Source organism: Roseateles toxinivorans (assembly GCF_004362525.1).
GTDB classification, from domain to species: domain Bacteria; phylum Pseudomonadota; class Gammaproteobacteria; order Burkholderiales; family Burkholderiaceae_C; genus Paucibacter; species Paucibacter toxinivorans.
This window is the reverse complement of sequence record NZ_SNXS01000002.1, coordinates 135,230-153,744: the sequence shown is the minus strand read 5'-3', so window position 1 is coordinate 153,744 and position 18,515 is coordinate 135,230. Positions and strand designations below refer to the sequence as shown.

Annotated in this window: 18 protein-coding genes; 9 read left to right on the top strand and 9 right to left on the bottom strand. The window is 68.6% G+C overall.

Annotated features, from left to right (window positions below):
* Nucleotides 1-25 precede the first annotated feature (25 nt).
* The 3 genes from DES47_RS06345 (at nt 26) to DES47_RS06335 (ending at nt 3,364) form a co-directional block, all read left to right on the top strand.
* The gene (locus DES47_RS06345; RefSeq protein ID WP_133699848.1) at nt 26-655 is read left to right on the top strand and encodes a LysE/ArgO family amino acid transporter; all 630 of its coding nucleotides are present in this window, start codon (nt 26-28) and stop codon (nt 653-655) included.
* Nucleotides 656-704: 49 nt separating this feature from the next.
* Nucleotides 705-1,988, top strand: coding sequence for a D-amino acid dehydrogenase (locus DES47_RS06340; RefSeq protein ID WP_133699847.1), 1,284 nt, complete (start codon nt 705-707; stop codon nt 1,986-1,988).
* A 62-nt stretch (nt 1,989-2,050) separates the two neighbouring features.
* Nucleotides 2,051-3,364 (top strand): Hsp70 family protein, encoded by a 1,314-nt coding sequence (locus DES47_RS06335; protein ID WP_133699846.1) that lies wholly within the window; start codon nt 2,051-2,053, stop codon nt 3,362-3,364.
* Here DES47_RS06335 and DES47_RS06330 read toward each other — a convergent pair whose 3' ends face one another.
* Both DES47_RS06330 and DES47_RS06325 read right to left on the bottom strand, forming a co-directional pair.
* On the bottom strand, nt 3,365-4,006 hold the full coding sequence (locus DES47_RS06330) for a YecA/YgfB family protein (protein WP_133699845.1): 642 nt from the start codon (nt 4,004-4,006) through the stop codon (nt 3,365-3,367).
* A gap of 336 nt (nt 4,007-4,342) precedes the next feature.
* Nucleotides 4,343-5,293 carry a LysR family transcriptional regulator gene (locus DES47_RS06325; protein ID WP_133699844.1) on the bottom strand — a complete coding sequence of 317 codons (951 nt, stop codon included), beginning with the start codon at nt 5,291-5,293 and terminating at the stop codon, nt 4,343-4,345.
* A gap of 88 nt (nt 5,294-5,381) precedes the next feature.
* Here DES47_RS06325 and DES47_RS06320 point away from each other — a divergent pair, with 88 nt between their 5' ends.
* From DES47_RS06320 to DES47_RS06310, 3 genes are all read left to right on the top strand, one after another.
* Complete coding sequence (locus DES47_RS06320) at nt 5,382-6,902, top strand: CoA-acylating methylmalonate-semialdehyde dehydrogenase (RefSeq protein WP_133699843.1); 1,521 nt, start codon at nt 5,382-5,384, stop codon at nt 6,900-6,902.
* A 132-nt stretch (nt 6,903-7,034) separates the two neighbouring features.
* The gene (locus DES47_RS06315; RefSeq protein WP_133699842.1) at nt 7,035-8,684 is read left to right on the top strand and encodes a GGDEF domain-containing protein; all 1,650 of its coding nucleotides are present in this window, start codon (nt 7,035-7,037) and stop codon (nt 8,682-8,684) included.
* Nucleotides 8,681-9,421 carry an SDR family oxidoreductase gene (locus DES47_RS06310; protein ID WP_133699841.1) on the top strand — a complete coding sequence of 247 codons (741 nt, stop codon included), beginning with the start codon at nt 8,681-8,683 and terminating at the stop codon, nt 9,419-9,421. Before DES47_RS06315 ends, DES47_RS06310 begins: the two co-directional genes overlap by 4 nt.
* Here DES47_RS06310 and DES47_RS06305 read toward each other — a convergent pair.
* Both DES47_RS06305 and DES47_RS06300 read right to left on the bottom strand, forming a co-directional pair.
* The gene (locus DES47_RS06305) at nt 9,418-10,383 is read right to left on the bottom strand and encodes a septal ring lytic transglycosylase RlpA family protein (RefSeq protein WP_133699840.1); all 966 of its coding nucleotides are present in this window, start codon (nt 10,381-10,383) and stop codon (nt 9,418-9,420) included. The two genes, DES47_RS06310 and DES47_RS06305, sit on opposite strands and share 4 nt — an antisense overlap.
* Nucleotides 10,380-10,955 carry a GAF domain-containing protein gene (locus DES47_RS06300; RefSeq protein ID WP_133699839.1) on the bottom strand — a complete coding sequence of 192 codons (576 nt, stop codon included), beginning with the start codon at nt 10,953-10,955 and terminating at the stop codon, nt 10,380-10,382. The genes DES47_RS06305 and DES47_RS06300 overlap by 4 nt, the downstream gene beginning before the upstream one ends.
* A 143-nt stretch (nt 10,956-11,098) precedes the next feature.
* Between DES47_RS06300 and DES47_RS06295 the strand changes: the two genes are divergently transcribed.
* Both DES47_RS06295 and nadC read left to right on the top strand, forming a co-directional pair.
* Entirely contained in the window at nt 11,099-11,797 is a 699-nt protein-coding gene (locus DES47_RS06295) for a fumarylacetoacetate hydrolase family protein (RefSeq protein WP_133699838.1), read from the top strand.
* A gap of 9 nt (nt 11,798-11,806) precedes the next feature.
* Nucleotides 11,807-12,679 carry a carboxylating nicotinate-nucleotide diphosphorylase gene (nadC, locus tag DES47_RS06290; RefSeq protein ID WP_133699837.1) on the top strand — a complete coding sequence of 291 codons (873 nt, stop codon included), beginning with the start codon at nt 11,807-11,809 and terminating at the stop codon, nt 12,677-12,679.
* Between the two features lie 18 nt (nt 12,680-12,697).
* Here the strand turns inward: nadC and DES47_RS06285 are convergent, their stop codons facing one another.
* Together DES47_RS06285 and DES47_RS06280 are read right to left on the bottom strand one after the other, a co-directional pair.
* Complete coding sequence (locus DES47_RS06285; RefSeq protein WP_133699836.1) at nt 12,698-13,543, bottom strand: alpha/beta hydrolase; 846 nt, start codon at nt 13,541-13,543, stop codon at nt 12,698-12,700.
* Complete coding sequence (locus DES47_RS06280; RefSeq protein WP_133699835.1) at nt 13,540-14,187, bottom strand: TetR/AcrR family transcriptional regulator; 648 nt, start codon at nt 14,185-14,187, stop codon at nt 13,540-13,542. Before DES47_RS06280 ends, DES47_RS06285 begins: the two co-directional genes overlap by 4 nt.
* 166 nt (nt 14,188-14,353) lie before the next feature.
* Between DES47_RS06280 and DES47_RS06275 the strand changes: the two genes are divergently transcribed.
* Nucleotides 14,354-15,430 (top strand): MBL fold metallo-hydrolase, encoded by a 1,077-nt coding sequence (locus DES47_RS06275; protein ID WP_243748191.1) that lies wholly within the window; start codon nt 14,354-14,356, stop codon nt 15,428-15,430.
* Here DES47_RS06275 and DES47_RS06270 read toward each other — a convergent pair.
* The 3 genes from DES47_RS06270 to DES47_RS06260 are packed head-to-tail and all read right to left on the bottom strand — an operon-like array spanning nt 15,409 to nt 18,465.
* Nucleotides 15,409-17,442, bottom strand: coding sequence for an adenylate/guanylate cyclase domain-containing protein (locus DES47_RS06270; protein WP_133699833.1), 2,034 nt, complete (start codon nt 17,440-17,442; stop codon nt 15,409-15,411). The two genes, DES47_RS06275 and DES47_RS06270, sit on opposite strands and share 22 nt — an antisense overlap.
* Entirely contained in the window at nt 17,420-18,025 is a 606-nt protein-coding gene (locus DES47_RS06265; protein WP_133699832.1) for an OmpA family protein, read from the bottom strand. Before DES47_RS06265 ends, DES47_RS06270 begins: the two co-directional genes overlap by 23 nt.
* Nucleotides 18,022-18,465: a FecR family protein gene (locus tag DES47_RS06260; RefSeq protein WP_133699831.1), complete on the bottom strand. Its 444-nt coding sequence runs from the start codon at nt 18,463-18,465 to the stop codon at nt 18,022-18,024. Before DES47_RS06260 ends, DES47_RS06265 begins: the two co-directional genes overlap by 4 nt.
* Between the last annotated feature and the right edge of the window lie 50 nt (nt 18,466-18,515).

Below are 18,515 nucleotides of genomic sequence, written 5' to 3'. Positions count from 1 at the left end.
CGCGGCCAAGGCAAGACCTCGCCCCATGGATTCGCATATCGCCACAGCCGTGACCCAGGGCTGGCTCACCGGAGCCAGCCTGATCATGGCCATTGGCGCGCAGAACGCGCTGGTGCTGCGCCAGGGCCTGCGCCGCCAGCATGTGGGGCCGGTGGTCCTGCTGTGCAGCCTGTCCGATGTGGCGCTGATCTGCCTGGGCGTATTCGGCCTGGGCGCCGCCATCGCCAGCTCGCCGCTGGTGATGGAAATCTTCCGCTTCGGTGGTGCGGCCTTTCTCCTCTACTACGCCGCGCGCTCGGCCTGGCGTGCCTGGCAGGGTGCCGACAGCCTGCAGACCGCCGGCGCCGGCCTGGGTCTGCAGGCGGCCCTGGGCGCTGCGGCGACGATGACTTTTCTGAACCCGCACGTCTATCTGGACACCGTCGTGCTGCTGGGCACCGTCGGTTCGCAGCAGCCGGCCGAGTTGCGCTGGGCCTTTGCCAGTGGCGCGAGTCTTGCGTCGGTGATGTGGTTCGGATTGCTCGGTTTCGGGGCTGCGGCGGTGGCCACCCCCTTGCAAAAGCCGGTGGTCTGGCGTGTCATCGACGGCTTGATCGCCGTGCTGATGGCCAGCCTGGGCCTGCAACTGCTGATGCGCCCGCTGGTGGTGCAGTAGCGATCAATCGAAAGAAAGCCGACGGCGCTGCCGTCAGAACGGGAATGCTGTGAAAGTCGTCGTCTTGGGTGCGGGCATCATCGGTGTGAGCACCGCCTGGTATTTGCTGGAGGCCGGCCATGAGGTCACCGTGGTGGACCGTCAGTCCGAGGCTGCGCATGAAACCAGCTTTGCCAATGGCGCGCAGATCTCGGTCAGCTTCTGTGAGCCCTGGGCCAATGCCGGCGCACCGTTCAAGGTCGCCAAATGGTTGCTTCGCGATGATTCGCCACTGCTGTTCCGCCCCAGCCTGGACCCGCAGCAATGGCGCTGGGGCCTGAGCTTTCTGACCCAGTGCACGACGGCCGCCTTCGAGCGCAATGTCGAGGAGCTGGTGATGCTGGGCCGCTACAGCCACGAGTCGCTGAAGAGCCTGGTCGCGCAGACCGGCATCGAATACAACCGGCTTGAGCGCGGCATCCTGCACTTCTTCTCCAGCCAGCATGACTTCGACGCCGGGGCGGCCGGCGCCGAGGTGATGCGCCGCCATGGCGTCGATCGCCGCGTGCTGAATCGCGACGAGGTGCTCAAGGTCGAGCCGGCGCTGGCCAGCTTCGGCAGCAATATCTTCGGCGGCACCTTCACGCCCAGCGACGAGTCGGGTGACTGCGCCGTCTTTACCCAGGAGCTGACCAAGCGCTGCATGGCCCGCGGCGCCACCTTCCTGTTCGAGCACGACATCCTGGCGCTGGAACAGGCCGGCGGCGGCATCAGCGGCGCGCGCATCGCCGCCTCCCGCACCGGTGCGACCGGCACGCTGCAGGCCGATGCCTTTGTGGCCGCGATGGGCTCCTACACTGCGCCGCTGCTGCGTACCGTGGGTGAAGACCTGAACATCTACCCGGCCAAGGGCTACTCGACGACGATGCGCCTCAAGCACCCCGAGCGCGCCAGCGTCGTCAGCCTGCTGGACGACACGCGCAAGATCGCGATCTCACGGCTGGGCGACCATGTGCGCATTGCCGGTACGGCGGAGCTGGTCGGCTACGACACGCAGCTGAACAACGCCACCTCGCGCGTGCGCTGCGAGGCCCTGGTGCGCCGCTACGAGGAGCTGTTCCCGGGCGTGGCCGACACCAGCGAGACCAATTTCTGGACCGGCCTGCGCCCGAGCACGCCGACCAACATCCCCTATATCGGCCACAGCAGGAAGCACAGCAATCTGTGGATCAATGCCGGCCACGGCACCCTGGGCTGGACGCATGGCGCGGGCTCGGGGCGTGCACTGGCGGAGCTGATGAGCGGCAAGCAGCCGGACACCAAGTTCGCGTTCTATGGGCCCAAGGCGCGCTGATCGCTACAATCCGCGCCCCGCTCCTCATTCCACAGGGCCTGGCCCACGCCGGGCTCATCGCCATGCCCGTGCCTGCTTCCGCCTCCCGTTCGTTCTGCGCCATTGACTTCGGCACCTCCAACTCGGCCATCGCGATTCCGGACACCGGCCGCCGCATGCGCCTGGTGCCGCTGGAGGGCAGCAACACGACGATGCCGACGGCGGTGTTCTATTTTGCCGACCTCGAGCACGACGAGGACGGCCCGGCCCGTGCCTTCGGTCGCGCCGCCGTGGCGGCCTATGTCGAAGGCGCCGAAGGCCGGCTGATGCGCTCGATGAAGAGCATCCTTGGCTCTGGCCTGGTAGAGCAGAGCACCGATGTCGGCGGCGGGCGGGCAGTCAAGTATTTCGATGTGCTGGCGGGCTATCTGAAGCGGCTGCGTGCCTGCGCCCAGGCCGAGCATGCCGAGACGAATCTGCACCAGGTGGTGCTGGGCCGGCCGGTGTTCTTCGTCGATGAAGATCCGGAGCGCGATGCCGCGGCCCAGGGCACCCTGGAGGCGGCCGCCCGCGCGGTCGGCTTCGATGAGGTGCATTTCCAGTTCGAGCCCATCGCCGCGGCCTTCGACTATGAGCAGCAGGCGCAGGCCGAGCAGATCGTGCTGGTGGCCGACATCGGCGGCGGTACCTCGGACTTTTCGCTGGTGCGCGTCGGTCCGGACCGCATGCACCGGCTGGATCGCCGCGACGACATCCTGGCCAACCACGGCGTGCACGTGGCCGGCACCGATTTCGACCGCCGTGTCGAGCTGAGCAGCATCCTGCGCGAGTTCGGCTACCAGGCCATGGGCCCCAGCATTGCCGGCTCGACGCCGCGCGAGGTGCCCAGCGCCGTCTATTTCGATCTGGCCACCTGGCATCTGATCAACACCGTCTACAGCCCGGCGCGGGTGATGGAGTTGCGGGCGATGAAGAGCTTCTACGGCAATGTGCGCCACCACCAGCGGCTGATGACGGTGATCACCGAACGCCTGGGCCATGAGCTGGCGGCACGGGCCGAGGACGCCAAGATCCAGGTCTCGGGCGGCGGCGACACCGAGATCGATCTGGGCCTGGTCGAGTCCGGCCTGCTGGTCGGGCTGAGCGAGGCGACCGCGGTGGCCTCGCTCGAAGCCGACATCCAGCGCATCGTGCAGACCGCCCGTGACACCGTGCGCGAGGCCGGCCTGAAGCCGGAGCAGGTCAATGCGCTGTATCTGACCGGGGGCTCCACCGGCCTGCGCCTGCTGGCCGACCGCATCGCGGCCGAGTTCAGCCGGGCCCAGGTGGTGCGCGGCGACCGTTTCGCCTCGGTCGCCACCGGGCTGGCGCTGCACGCCGCCCGGCTCTACGCCTGATCAGCGCTTGCGAGGGGTGGGGCCGGCTGGCGGCGCCTGCTTGCGGGCGATGCGCCTGGGAACCTCGGCCACCGGCTTGGGCTGAGGCCGCGAGATATCGGCCAGTTGCAGGCAGCTGCGCACCAGGCCTTCGACGGCCTCGCTGAGGTCCTCCGGCGGCTCCAGGGTCTCGATCTCGGCCAGCAGCGCGTCGGCGTCTTCCAGATCGTCCGCATCGAGGTGCATATAGATGGTGGCCAGCGGCTCCAGTAGGTCGGCGGCCGACAGACCCATCAGCGCGGTGAACATATCGGCGCCCAGTGCGAAGCCGGCCACCCAGGGGAACACCGTCTCGGACGGCGTGGCCTCGTCGTCCATCTCGAACACCCAGGGGTCGAACCATTGGCGCTCGGTGATCGCGGCTTTCAACTCCTGATGGCGGCGCAGCACCAGCGCGTGCAGCGCCTCGGGCTTGTAGCGCGGGGGCAGGGGGCGCGCCTCGATGTCGGTGACATAGGGCAGCCACTGCGCGGGCAAGAGCGGGATCGGTTGCAGGAGCACGGCACAGAGATAGCCGTCCAGCATGCTGACGTCCAGCGGCTCCAGCGGCGCCGGCACCTTGTCCAGCAGTTGTTCCAGCGCCACGATATCGTCCTCGCCCATGGGTGCTTGCGGTGCAGCTGCGGGCCGTTTGGGCGCAGCGGCGGGGCTGCGAGGCGGGGTTTTGGTGAGTGGGCGGTGCGGGGGCTTGGCGGAATTCATGCCCGATTGTGACCGGGAGTCTGCTTGGCGACCACTTGGTGGCTGACCTGCCGGCCGAATTTGCAGAACCGGCAAAAAGTCAAGATCACACGCAACCTCATTGTTAGGGATGGCCAGGGAGAACCCTGATCCCTACAGTAGCAATCCTGCCTGGCGATTTTTGCCATGCTCCGTTCCCAACGACGTCCTTCCAAGGACTTGTACACGCCCATCCGGTTTACCGGGTGGGCGTTTTTTTTATGTGCTCTGGGCCTCGAACCCCGCCCGCAGCGCCTCGCGCAGATGCTCGACCAGCAGCCGCACCGGCCTTGGCGTGGTGCTGCTCCAGGGGTGGATGGCATAGATGCTGTCGCCGAACACGCCTACCGGGCGCCAATCGGGCAGCAGCTCGCGCAGGCGGCCGGCACGCTGGGCGGCGGCGGCACTGAAATCGGGCAGCAGGGCCAGGCCCAGGCCGGCCAGGGCGGCGTCACGCAGCACCTCGCTGTTGCCGGCGCGCAGCGGGCCGCTGACGCTGACGCGGTGGCGTTCGGCATCCAGCCCTTCGGCCACCGGGCCCTGGCGTTCGAACAGCCAGGACACCGGGCCCGGCCGCAGATAGGTCAGGCAGGCATGTTCGGCCAGCTCGGACGGATGCTGGGGCAGGCCGCAGCGCTTGACATAGGCGTTGCTGGCCAGCAGCAGGGTGCGCGAGCCGCAGAGCTTGAAAGCGACATGGCTTTCCGGCGGCGTGCTGGTGTGGCGTATCGCCAGATCGAAGCCCTCCTGGGCCAGCGGCATGATGCGGTCGCTCAGATCCAGCTCGATGCGTACCTCGGGGTACTGGCGGAAGAAGCCCTCCAACTGTGGCGCCACATGCTGGCGGCCGAGGGCCACCGGGGCGGTGACGCGCAACAGCCCGCGCGGCTGGCCGGCGGCGTCGCGGGCCTGGGCGAGGCTGCGGGCGATCTGGGCGAAGCTGTCCGAGCTGTCGTCTACCAGTCGCTGTCCAGCGTCGGTCAGGCGCACCGAGCGCGTGGTGCGCTGCACCAGGGTCTGGCCGATGGCCCGCTCCAGCTCGCTGATCCGCTGGCTGATCGCCGCCTTCGACATCCCCAGGCGCTGTGCCGCCTTGGTGAAGCTGCCCAGCTGGGCGATCACGGTCAGCGCATGCAGCTGGCTCCAGAGCAGGTCATTGCGATTTTCCATTGTTCACATTGTCGAACAATGTGGTCGGCAAAAGTGGATTGGCAAGCGCCCCCCTGCGGCCTAGACTGAATTTTTACCGGAGACACACATGGCCGCACCCGCAGCATTCACATCCAACACCGACATCACCCACTTCATCAACGGCAAGCCGCAGGCGGCCACCGGCGGCCGCAAGCAGGCGGTCTACAACCCGGCCACCGGCGAGGTGGCGCGCCAGGTGCATCTGGCCAGCGTCGACGATGTGAACGCCGCGGTGGCCGCCGCCAAGGCCGCTTTCCCGGCCTGGGCCGATGCCCCTCCGCTGCGCCGGGCGCGGGTGATGTTCAAGTTCCTGGAGCTCTTGAACCAGCAGCGCGACACGCTGGCGGCCATCATCACCGCCGAGCATGGCAAGGTCTTCACCGATGCCCAGGGCGAGGTCACCCGTGGCATCGACATCGTGGAATTCGCCTGCGGCATTCCGCAGCTCCTGAAGGGCGATTACACCGAGCAGGTCTCGACCGGCATCGACAACTGGACGATGCGCCAGCCGCTGGGCGTCGTGGCCGGCATCACCCCGTTCAACTTCCCGGTGATGGTGCCGATGTGGATGTTCCCGGTGGCGATTGCCTGTGGCAACACCTTTGTGCTCAAGCCCAGCGAGCGCGACCCGGCGGCCAGCCTGTTCATCGCCGAACTGCTGCGCCAGGCCGGTCTGCCGGACGGCGTGTTCAACGTCGTCCAGGGCGACAAGGTGGCGGTCGATACGCTGCTGGGCCACCCCGATGTCAAGGCCCTGAGCTTCGTCGGCTCGACGCCGATCGCCCAATACATCTACGAAACCGGTGCCCACCACGGCAAGCGCGTGCAGGCGCTGGGCGGTGCGAAGAACCATATGGTGGTGATGCCCGATGCGGACATCAACCAGACGGTGGACGCGCTGATCGGCTCGGCCTACGGCTCGGCCGGCGAGCGCTGCATGGCGATCTCGGTGGCGGTGCTGGTCGGCGATGTGGCCGACAAGATCGTGCCCCTGCTGGCCGAGCGCGCCCGCACGCTGAAGATCAAGAACGGCATGGAGCTGGATGCCGAAATGGGCCCCATCGTCACCCGCGAGGCCCTGAACCGCATCGAGGGCTATGTGGGCATCGGTGTGCAGGAGGGCGCGAGCCTGGTCGTTGATGGCCGCGGCCACAAGGTCGCCGGCCACGAAGCCGGCTTCTTCACCGGCGGCACCTTGTTCGATCATGTGACGCCGAATATGCGCATCTACAAGGAAGAGATCTTCGGCCCGGTGCTGGCCTGCGTGCGCGTGCCCGACTTCGCCGCTGCCGTCGAGCTGGTCAATGGCCATGAATACGGCAATGGCGTGGCCTGCTTCACCAGCGACGGTAATGTGGCCCGCGAGTTCGCCCGCCGCATCCAGGTCGGCATGGTTGGCATCAATGTGCCGATCCCGGTGCCCATGGCCTGGCATGGCTTCGGTGGCTGGAAGAAGAGTCTGTTCGGCGATATGCATGCCTACGGCGAGGAGGGCGTGCGCTTCTACACCAAGCAAAAGAGCGTGATGCAGCGCTGGTCGTCGAGCGCACCCAAGGGCGCCGAGTTCGCCATGCCCACCTCAAAGTAGACGTCGATGGGTGCGGAGGTTGTTCCTCGAACAACCCCGCACTCTCGGGTGTTCAGGGTTAGCCCTTGGTGGTAAGGTCTGTTGACAGGCAGCGCATCCGCTGCTGTTTCTTTCAGGCTGGCCCTATCCGAGATGTTCGAATCAAGCCCTGAATCCGCCCCTGAGCTGACCAGCGCGCAGCTGGAAGAACTGCTGCGCCAGGCGCGTCAGGCGCGTGAGGCGCTGCAGCTGCCGCAGGGTTTGGCGCTGGCCCATCAGGTCTGGGTGGCGGCCGATGAGCAGGGCTATCTGTCCGAGCAGATCGAGGCCGGCTATCTGCGCGTGTTCTTTCTGGTGCGCCAGGGGGCCTTGGCCGAGATGCTGCGCGCGGGTGAGGAGGTGGCCGCGCTGATGCGCGAGCAGGGCCCCAGCGAGCAGCTTTGCGAGGTGCTGCGCTGGATGACCCTGAGCAGCTTCGAGTCCGGTGACTTCGAGCCCGCGATGCGCTTTGCCCATGAAGGTTGCTCGGTCGCGCAGCGCCTGGGCAATACGCGGCAGATCGCCCTGTCGCTGAACGCGTTGGCGGCGGTGTTCGAGCGCATGGGTGACCCTTGGCAGGCCGAGCGCCTGATGGGTGAGGCTGCGGCCCTTGTGCGCGAGGGCGACTACGCCTTCGAGCGCATGATCTCGCTGAACAATCTCAGCGCCGTGACGCTGGGTGCCTATTACCTGTTGCAGGACGGCGAGCGCTTTGATCTGGCCCGGCAGGCGCTGGAGCGCGGCAAGCAGTACGCGACCGAGGCCTTTGCGCTGGCGCAGGCGGCGGGCGATCCGTTCTCGCTGGTGCTGACGGCCGGCAATCTGGGCGAGGTCAATCTGCACCTGGGTGAGCTCGATGTGGCCGAGGCCCTGCTGCGGCCGGCGCTGGAGCAGGCCCAGGAGCATGGTCTACAAGCCCATGTGCTCAGGCTGCGCTGCGTGCTTGCCGACCTGAGCCTCGCGCGCGGGCGCGCTGATCTGGCGCATCAGGAGATCGCCGATCTGCTCGGGAACTTGACCGAGATGGCTTCGGTGCCGACCCAGCTGCGCGTGCACAAGCTGATGCACCGCACCAGCAAGGCATTGGGCCGCACCGCCGAGGCGCTGAAGCATCTGGAGGCCTTGCACAAGATCGAGCGCCGCAGCACCACGGTGCAGCTGGAGGCGCAGTCGCGCTTCTTCGTCACCCGGCTGGAGGCCGAACAGGCACGGCTGCAGGCCGAGCAGGCGACCTCGTCTTCATCGGTCGCCGGACCGGCCGCACCGGTCATCAGCGGCCAGGACACTATCGACCCCCTCACTGGCCTGCGCAACCGCCGCCATCTGGAGTCGGTGATGCCCGGCCTGATGCTGGCCGCCGAGGCCAAGAGCGCTTCGCTGACCCTGGCCTTGATCGACGTCGATCACCTCAAACAAGTCAACACCGAGTTCGGCTATGCCGCCGGCGACCAGGTCCTGCAGCACCTGGCCGATATGCTGCGCGACAACACCCGCGGCTCGGACATCCTGGTGCGCATGGACGGCGAGGAGTTTCTGGTTGTCTTCCCCGACACCGTGGCCGACCGCGCCTTCGAGGTCTGCGAACGATTGCGCGAGCATGTCGAGCTGCACCCCTGGAACGAGGTGGCGCCGGGCCTGCATGTCACGCTCAGCATAGGCCTGGCCAGCGCGCCGCCCTATGGCACCGACCTGCTGGCCGGGCGGGCGCAGAACGCGATGTACCGGGCCAAGCATCTGGGTATGAACAGGGTGGCCTTGGCGTGATCGCCCTGATCACCGGGGCCAGCCGCGGCATCGGCGCGGCCACTGCGCTGCTGTGTGCCGAGCGGGGTTATGACCTGGCCCTCAACTTCGCGCGTGACGAAGCCAGTGCGAATGCGCTGGCCGAGCAGGTGCGGGCGATGGGCCGGCGCGCCCTGCTGGTGCAGGCCGATGTGTCGCAAGAGGCCGAGGTGCTGCGCATGTTTGCCGCGGTCGATGCCGAGCTGGGCCCGCTGACTGCCCTGGTCAACAACGCCAGCGTCGTGGCCCCCGGCGCGCGGCTCGAGCAGATGACGGCCGAGCGCATGCGCCGCGTGTTCGAGGTCAATGTGCTGGGCAGTTTTCTTTGCGCCCGCGAGGCGGTGCGGCGGATGAGCCGATCGAACGGCGGCACCGGTGGCGCCATCGTCAATGTGTCGTCCCGTGCCGCCCAGCTCGGTTCGCCGGGCGTCTATGTGGATTACGCGGCCAGCAAGGGTGCGATCGACACCTTCACCGTCGGCCTGGCCCGCGAGGTGGCCGGCGAGGGCATACGCGTCAACGGCGTGCGGCCGGGCATCATCGATACCGAGATCCATGCCGGCGGCGGCCTCGGCGCCCAGCTGCCCGGCATCGTCGCCGGCCTGCCGATGGCGCGCATGGGCAAGGCGCAGGAAGTTGCCCAGGCCATTGTCTGGCTGCTGTCCGATGCGGCCAGTTACACGACCGGCGCCCTGCTCGATGTCAGCGGCGGGCGTTAGCGCCTGACCACCACCGGCTGCAGATTCAGCGCCGCGCGCAGCCGCTCGGCCGCCTGGCGCGCTTCGTCGCGGGTCGGGTAGGGCCCGGCCTGCAGGCGGTGCAGGCTGCTGTCCTTGAAGATGGCCAGCAGCGGCGCCAGGCCTTCCAGCTCGGTCGCCAGTCTCTGGCGCAGGGTCTCGGCCCCGTCCAGCCTTGAGAACGCGCCCAATTGCAGCCAGTAGCCGGGGCTGGCGACCTTCGGCGCGCTGGGCAGGGCAGGTTCATCGGCGGCCAGTAACTGGGCGGGATCGACCCTGGGCGGCGGCGGGCTGAAGGTGGCACTGCGCTCCGGCGCACCGGCGGCCTCGCCGGCCACGAACACCGGCGCCGGGTTGTCACGGCGCCAGGCGCCGGTGCGTATGTCCTCGAAGGTCAGGCGCTCGACCTCGACCTGGGTCACGCCGCGCAGCGTGTCCAGCTTCAGCGCCGCCGTGTAGCTGAGGTCGATGATGCGGCCCGGGTGGAAGGGCCCGCGGTCATTGACGCGCACCAACACCTCTCGGCCATTGGCCGGGTTGCGCACCCGGGCATAGCTGGGGATGGGCATGGTCGGATGGGCCGCCGTCATCGCATACATATTGTAGGTTTCACCGCTGGCGGTCGAGCGGCCGTGGAACTTGCGGCCGTACCAGGAGGCCAGGCCCCGCTCGACCAGGGGCTGATCGGCGGTCATTGGCTCGTAGCGCTGGCCCAGCACCTCGTAGGGCTTGTTCGGGCCACCCCGGCGCAAGGGCTCCAGGCGCGGCTCGGCGTCAGGCACCAGGTGCAGATTGGGCGGGGTCACTGCCTCGGGGCCGTCGCGGCCGGGGTCGTGGCGGGGCACGGACGGAGCGGATGGCGATCGGGGCGTGCCGGCGCAGCCGGCCAGCAGCACGGCGATAGCCGCGGCCAGCGGGAAGGACGCTCTACGCAGAGGCCTCATGGCGTGGGCAGCGCCGGCAACGATGGCGCGTCCATGTGATGGGGACCACCTCCGCGCACCACCTGCAGGCTGATGGTGCGGGCCAGCTTGGCCAGGTCCAGCAGCTGCCGGCGGGTCCAGTGCCTTGGCTGGCCCAACTGCTCGGCGCACAGCAGACCGTAAGTGCGGCCGTTCACCAGCAGGGCCGCGCAGGCCAGGGAGCGCACACCGGCATGCTCCAGCAGGGCCTGGGCCAGCGTTCGCAAGGGTGGGTCGTTGAGGCAGTCGTCGCTGCCGCGCACGCCGGTGGGCTGCAGCGCCGCCAGGCAGTCGCGGTATTGGTCGGCGCGCAGCGAGCGCTCCTTGGCCAGGATGCTGCCGTCTTCATGCTGGCTGGCCTTGCAGACCAGCAGCAGCGGCCGTTGGCGGTCTGCCTCGTCTTCGCGGAAGCGCCAGAGGCTGACGCGGCTGCAATCCATGCGCTCGCGGGTCAGCAGCAGGAACTGCTGGCGGAAGTTGCGGCCGTCGATGCGCTCCTGGGTCAGTGAAATGCCCAACTCCTGCACCTGGTTCCAGAACGGCGACGCTGACATGGCCGCAGTGTAGGCGCTGGCCCGCCCTGGCGCTTACTGGCCTGTGCGCCCAGCGCGCGGCATCCGCAAAGCCCACATCGGCGGCGATGGGCCCGCGCGGTATCCTGCCGCTACCCCCTTTTACGCCAATGGCCGGCCTCCCCATGAGCAACTACATCTTCGCCCCCCAAGAGCAGCCCAGCGTGGCGGTGCGCGGCAGCAGCGCCCGCTATGCCGTGTCGCGCATCTACTGCGTGGGCCGCAACTATGCCGCCCATGCCCGCGAGATGGGCGGCAACCCGGACCGCGAGCCGCCGTTCTACTTCACCAAGCCGGCCAATGCGCTGGTGCCCTCGGGCTCCACCGTGGCCTACCCGCCCGGCACCAAGAACTACCACTACGAGATGGAGCTGGTGATCGCCATCGGCAAGCCGGTGTTCCGTGTGGCGGTCGAAGACGCGCTGGACGCCGTCTGGGGCTATGCCGCGGGCCTGGACATGACGCGCCGCGATCTGCAGGCCGAGGCCAAGGCGGCCGGCCGGCCCTGGGACCTGGCCAAGGGCTTCGAGCAATCGGCCGTGATCACCGAGCTGGTGCCGGCCGCCACGCTGGGCCATCTGAGCAAGGGCCGCATCGCGCTGTCGGTCAACGGCACGGTCAAGCAGCAAAGCGATCTGGCCGACATGATCTGGAGCGTGCCCGAGATCGTCGCCAATCTGTCGCAGTTCTACCATCTGCAGCCCGGCGACCTGATCTACACCGGCACGCCCGAGGGTGTCGGCGCGGTGCAGGCCGGTGACCTGATCACCGGCGAGATCGAGGGTCTGGACACACTGAGCCTGAAGGTGGCCGCGGCGGAATAAACTCCGTCCATGTTTGAGCACAACGAAACCCTCGAAGAAGCGCGCCAGCGCAATATCCGCGACGCGCTGTTCGAGGACGTCGGTCTGGGCGACTGGACGGCCCGGCTGGTGCCGGCCGGCCAGCGCGTCAAGGCCCATGTGCGGGTGCGCGAGGCCGCGGTGCTGTGCGGTCGCGGCTGGTTCGACGGCACCCTTGCCGCGCTGGACCCAAGCGCCCGCATCGAGTGGCAGTATCAAGAGGGCGAGCTGATGAGCGCCGACACGGTGGTCTGCCAGATCACCGCCGACGCTCGCGCCCTGCTCACCGCCGAGCGCCCGGCGCTGAACTTCCTGCAGCTGCTGTCGGCCACGGCCACGCTGACCCATGCCCATGTGCAGGCGATTGCCGGCGCTTCGACCAATCCAAATGGCTGCGCGGTGCTCGACACGCGCAAGACCATCCCGGGCCTGCGTCTGGCGCAGAAGTACGCGGTGCGCGTCGGCGGCGGGCAGAACCAGCGCCTGGCCCTGTACGACGGCATCCTGATCAAGGAAAACCATATCGCCGCCGCCGGGGGCGTGCGTGCGGCCGTGCTGGCGGCGCAGGCGCTGCATGCCGGCGTGGGCATTCAGGTCGAGGTCGAGAGCCTGGTCGAGCTGGTCGAGGCGCTGGAGGCCGGCGCCGAGAGCGTGCTGCTGGACAACTTCAGCGAGGCCATGATGGTCGAGGCGGTGGCGCTGACCGGCGGCCGCGCGCTGCTGGAGGTCTCGGGCGGTGTGGCGCTGGATCAGCTGCGCTGGATCGCTGCCACCGGTGTCGATCGCATCTCGATCGGCCGGCTGACCAAGGACGTCAAGGCGGTGGACTACTCGATGCGGGTCGAGGGGCCGGCAGCGGCCTGAACCCGAGGGCGTGCCCTCTCAGGGCCTGAACAGCCACAGCAGGGCCGGGCCGAACTCGGTCCGCCAGGCGGCCTCGTTGTGATCGGCCTTGGGCTGGGCGCTGAAGCGCAACTGCTCGGCCGGCAGGGCGCCGCCACTCAGCGCCGTGACCATCTGCCGCACATCGCGGTTCATCTCCGCGCCTTCGCGGCCGCCCATGTACAGGTACAGCCGCGCATCGGCCGGCAGCGGGCGCTGTGTGGCGTCGCGCAGGGCCGGCGCGGCCCAGTAGGACGGCGAGAAGATGCCGGCCTTGCTGAACACCTGCGGGTATTGCTGGATCGCATAGTGCGAGATCAGCCCGCCCATCGAGCTGCCCATCACCGCCGTGTGCTCGCGCTCGGGGCGGGTGCGGTACTGCCGGTCGATCAGCGGCTTCACCACCTCGACGATGAAGCGCATGTACTCGGCCCCCTCGCCCTTGCCGAACTGCGGATGATCCGCAGGGTTGAGCTCGGTCATGCGCTTGTCGCCGCCGTTGTCGATGCCGACGACGATCAGCTTCAGGCCGTGGCTGCGTGCCAGTTCGTCCAGCGTCTCGTCCACGCCCCACTCGCCGACATAGGAGGTGAAGTCGTCGAACAGGTTCTGGCCATCGTGCATATAGAGCACCGGGTAGCGCTCGCTGCTCTGGGCATAGCCGGGCGGCAGATAGATGCGCAGCTGGCGCTGGCGGTCCAGGCCGGGTATGTCCAGGGCCGTTGGCAGCACCTCGACGCCGGGCAGTGCCGTGTGCGTCTTGACCCGGGGAGGGGCGGCGCAACCAGCCAAGTTGAGCAGCAGGGCCGCACCCGCGGCCAGCGCCAGTGTTCTTCTTCCGATCATGTCTTGCTCCCTTGTGTCGCGGGGCTGGCATAGAAGCTGAGAAACATGTCCACGCTGTCGTTCAGCAGCCGGGTCTGCTCGGCCGCCGTCAGCGCCTTCTGGCCCATCGCCAGCTGCGGCCAGAAGGCCGTGCCCTTCAGCAGCGCCTGCAGCTGGTGGGCGGCAAACAGCGCATCGGCCGGGCGCAGCCGGCCATCCTGCTGGGCGGCGCGTATCCAGGCGGCCAGGCCGGCGTCGCCGTCTTCTTTTTCACCCAGCCGCTCCACCATCGCCTGGGCCCGTTCGGGCGCATGCATCATCTCGGCCACGGCCACGCGCACCAGGTTCAGAAAGCTCGCGTCGGTGATCAGGCGCAGCTTGCCGGCCATCAGCGCCAGCAGCTGTTCGCGCAAGGGGCGGGCGGGGTCATAGACCAGCACCTCCAGGCCCTTGGCCCGCTGCCACAGCTGCATCAGGATCTCGGCGAACAGCTCATCCTTGCTGGGGAAGTGGTTGTAGACGGTGCGCTTGGAGACCTCGGCCGCGGCGGCGATGCGGTCCATGCTGGTGCCGGCAAAGCCATGCTCGCGGAACTCGGCAATCGCCGCGGCGACGATGGCCTCGCGTTTTCTATCGGTCAGGCGGCTGGGCGGCGCGGTGCTCATGGGCGAAGGGGCTGGGGCAGAAACAAAAATTTTACACCGGCTGGTTTACTTTTCAAAAGCCAGATACTACACTGTGTAGTGTAATTTAAGGCCCACCCAGCAGCGGTGCCGAATCGCCATGCCGCGCAGCCTGAGTCACATCCTCATTGTTGGAGTCCTGATCACCATGGCCTACAGCCTTTTCAAAGCCTTCCGCCCCGACGCCGTTCAGTTCCCGCAGTCGCCGCAGTTCGTGCGTGGCAAGTTCCGCAACGAGGCACCGGCCCAGCGCCTGGGCTGGGAGAAGACCTTGCAAGTGATGTGGCGCTTTGTGCTGGACAAGCCGGCCGACGCCTCGCCGTCGCAGCCGATTCCGGTGCTCAAGCTAACCCACACCGACCTGCTGGCCGCGCCCGATGGCAGCCTGTTCCGCCTCGGCCACTCGACCATGCTGCTGAAGCTGCAGGGTGAGTTCTGGCTCACCGACCCGGTGTTCTCGGAGCGTGCCTCGCCCCTCCAATGGCTGGGCCCCAAGCGCTTTCATGCGCCGCCGATCGGTATCGCCGAGCTGCCGACGATCAAGGGCGTGATCCTGTCGCACGACCACTATGACCACCTGGACCATGCCGCCATCCTGGCCCTGCATCCCAAGGTCGAGCACTTCCTGACGCCGCTGGGCGTCGGCGACCGGCTGATCGAATGGGGCGTGCCGGCGGCCAAGGTGCAGCAGTTCGACTGGTGGCAGGGGACGACGATTGCCGGCGTGCGCTTCGTCGCCGCGCCCGCCCAGCACTTCTCGGGCCGCGGCCTGAACGACGGCAACACCACCTTGTGGGCCTCCTGGGTCATCATCAGTGACGAGTTGCGCGTGTTCTTCAGCGGCGACACTGGCTACTTCGACGGCTTCAAGGCCATCGGCGAGCGCTTCGGTCCCTTTGACCTGACCCTGATCGAGACCGGCGCCTACAACAAGGACTGGCCCGATGTGCATATGCAGCCCGAGCAGAGCCTGCAAGCCCATCTGGACGTCAAGGGCCGCTGGCTGCTGCCGGTGCACAACGGCACCTTTGATCTGGCCCTGCATCCCTGGCAGGAACCGTTCGAGCTCATCAGCGCGCTGGCCGCCGCCCAAGGCGTGCCATTGAGCGCGCCCAAGATGGGTGAGCGCATCAGCATCAAGGCGCCGCCGGCCTCCAGCGGTTGGTGGCGCGAGCCGGCCACCCAGCCGCTGGGCTTGAGCGCTCAGCTGGCCAAGGGTTCGTAGATCGACACCTCAGCCTGGCGGCCGCGCACGGCCACCGGCCCCAGCGCGGCGCAGGGAATGGCGCCACCGAGACGCGCATGGGTGGCCTCGCTGATCAAAAGCGGTGCGCCGCGGCGGCTGCACAGCTCCTGCAGACGGGCGGCCAGATTGACGTTGTCGCCCAGCACCGTGTAGGCACGGCGCTGGCGCGAGCCCAGGTCGCCGACCACCATGGCGCCGCTGTGTATGCCTGTGCTGATGGCCAACTCCGGCCGGCCGGCGGCGGCAAAGCGCGCGTTCAGCCGCGCCAGCTCGGCCTGCATGGCCAGCGCCGCCTGCACCGCGTGCAGAGCATGGTCGGGGTCGTCCAGCGGTGCGCCCCAGAAGGCCATCAGCGCGTCGCCCATGTATTTGTCCAGGGTGCCGCGGTGCGCGCCGACGATCTCGGTCATGGCCGAGAAGTACTCGTGCATCAGCGCGGCCAGCTCGGCAGGCGCCAGACGCTCGGCGATGCCGGTGAAGCCACGCACATCGGCAAACAGTACGGTCAGCTCGGCGCTGCGGCTGGCCATCGAATAGCGGCCGGGGTGCAAGCTCATCTCCTGCACCAGGGCGGGCGGCACATAGTGGCCGAACAGGGCGCCCAGCCGGTGCTTGGCGCCGCGTTCGCCAAAGTAGGCGAACAGCAGGTGCAGGCCCAGCAGGCCGGGCAGCAGCAACAGGCCGCTGGCCAGCGGCAGGGCCTGGCGTGCCCAGACCCAGGCGCCGAAGTTCAAGCCCAGCAGCAGGGCCAGCCACAGCAGGGCGATGGCGATCACGCCGGGCCAGCCCAGTCGCGGCAGCAGCCACAGCAGGCTCAGGCCCATCAGCAGCAGCATCGCGGCCTCCAGCGCCGGCGCATGGCCGGGCGCGCTGGCCAGGCTGCCGTCGAGCAGGCCGGACAGCAGGCTGGCATGGACGGCCACACCCGGATAGGCGCTGGCCAGCGGCGTGGCGCGCTGGTCCAGCAGGCCCGGCGCGCTGCTGCCCAGCAGCACCACGCGGCCACGCAGCGCGCCCGCCGGCAGACGCCCGGCGAGCAGATCGGCGACCGAATAGCGGGCGTAGTCGCCGCTGGTCGCGCGGTAGGGCACCAGCACGGCGGCCTGGCCATCGGTGGGCAGCAACAGGGGGCCACGCGGCGTGGCCAGGCTCAGGCCGACCAGCGGGGCCGGGCCCTGGACCAGCGGCGCCAGCACCGGGGTGATGGCCGCATTGCCCATCAGGGTCTGCGCCAGCACCAGGGGCAGGGCCGCATAGACCTGGCCCCCATGCTGCGCCAGCAAGGGCATGCGGCGGGTGATGCCATCGGCATCGGCCAGCGCATTCAGAAAACCGGCTTGAGTGGTGGCTTGCTGCAGTGCTTCGAGATTGCCCCCATAGCCCTGCCAGCGGGTCAGATGATCGAGCTGGGCCCCCATCACGGCCGGTGCCACGCTGGGTGGCGGCAGGCTGCCGATGCGGGCCGCACCATCGGCGTTCGACAGATGAAAGCCCAGCACCACCGCATGCTGCTGCAGCACCCGGGCGAGACGGGCGTCATGGTCCAGCCGGGGGCGCAGCGCCTGCAGCTGATCGGCGAAGGCGGCATCATCGCGCAGCGGGCCGGCGGCCAGTCCGTCCAGCGTGCTCAGGCCCGAGCTGTCATCGGGTTCGGCCAGCACCATGTCCAGGCCCAGCAGCAGTGCGCCCTCGGGGCTGAAGGCCTTTTCGATCGCCTCGGCCAGCAGCGAGCGCTTCCAGGGCCAGCGGCCCAGCTGGGCCAGGGACCGTTCATCGATGTCGAGGATCACGATGCGCGGATCGGGCCTGGCCGGGGCGAACAGGCGCAGCCGGGCGTCATACAGCTGCAGCTCCAGCCGCGCCAGGCCGGGCAGCTGCAGATGCTGGGTGGCATGGCCCAGCAGCAGGCCCAGCAGGCTCAAGCCGGCCAGCCAGCGCAGCAGCGAAGGCCAGGCCTCGCGCCAACGTTCAGCGGAGCTTGATCTCGACACGGCGGTTGCGTGCCTCGGCCGCCTCGTCGGCGGTGGGCACCAGCGGCTCGCGTTCGCCGCGGCCGGCCACGCTGATCAGCTCGCGGGCCACGCCCATGGCGGCCAGCAGCTCGCGCACGGTCTGGGCCCGCGCCAGCGACAGCCGGTCATTGGCCTCGGGGCTGCCAACACGGTCGGTGTGGCCGGTCACGATCAGCTCGCCCGCCGCCTGGGCGGCCAGGGCCGCACGCACCTGGGCCAGCACCGGCGCGGTTTCGGGCGTGAGCCCGTCGGCGTTGGTGCGGAAGTGGACGATGAAGGTGCGCGGACGCTGCGGCTGCATCGCCAGCAGCGGGCCATAGGCCTGCTGCACCGCCTCGGCGCTGCTCAGGCCGGAGCGCAGCTCGCCGCGCACCAGATCGGCCTGGGCATAGGCCTGGTTCAGCAGCAGGGGGCTTTGCGCGCCCTCCAGCGGCTGTAGCTGCAAGGCGCTAGCGCGGCCCTCGGCGTCGGGCAGCAGTATCACGCGCTCCGGCAGCTGGGCACAGGCGGCCAGCAGCGAGGCCAGCAACATGGCCAGCACGAGCGCGGCCAGGCCTCTCATTCCCTGCCCTCGGGCACATCGACGACGAACTCGGTGCCGCGCACGCCCAGCACCACGCTGGGCGTCCTGAAGTTGACCTTCTCGGGCGTCTTCTTGGCGATCAGCCCGGTCACCACATGCAGGCTGCCCCTGGACAGCGTGGCCAGCATGCCGCCCTCATGGGTGGTGGTGTTGAACTGGAAGTCGTTGATCAGCAGCTGGCTGTTGTGGCCGGCGGTGAGCAGGCTGTCGTCGGCCAGGGTGACGCCGGCCATGCCATCGGCGCCGGTGCGCAACCGGTCACCGACCTGCAGCGCCATGCCGGGCAGCACGGCCAGGCTCTGGCCCGCGCGGTCCACCCAGACACTGCCACTGACGCGCTTGACCCGGCCGATGGGATCGGCCGCCTGGACCGCCAGGCTGGACAGCAGGGCCGTCATGGCAAGAACAAGAACTCTCATCGGCGGTTCTGGTTGGCGAAAACCCGCAGTCTAAACCCGTCAGTCTGGGC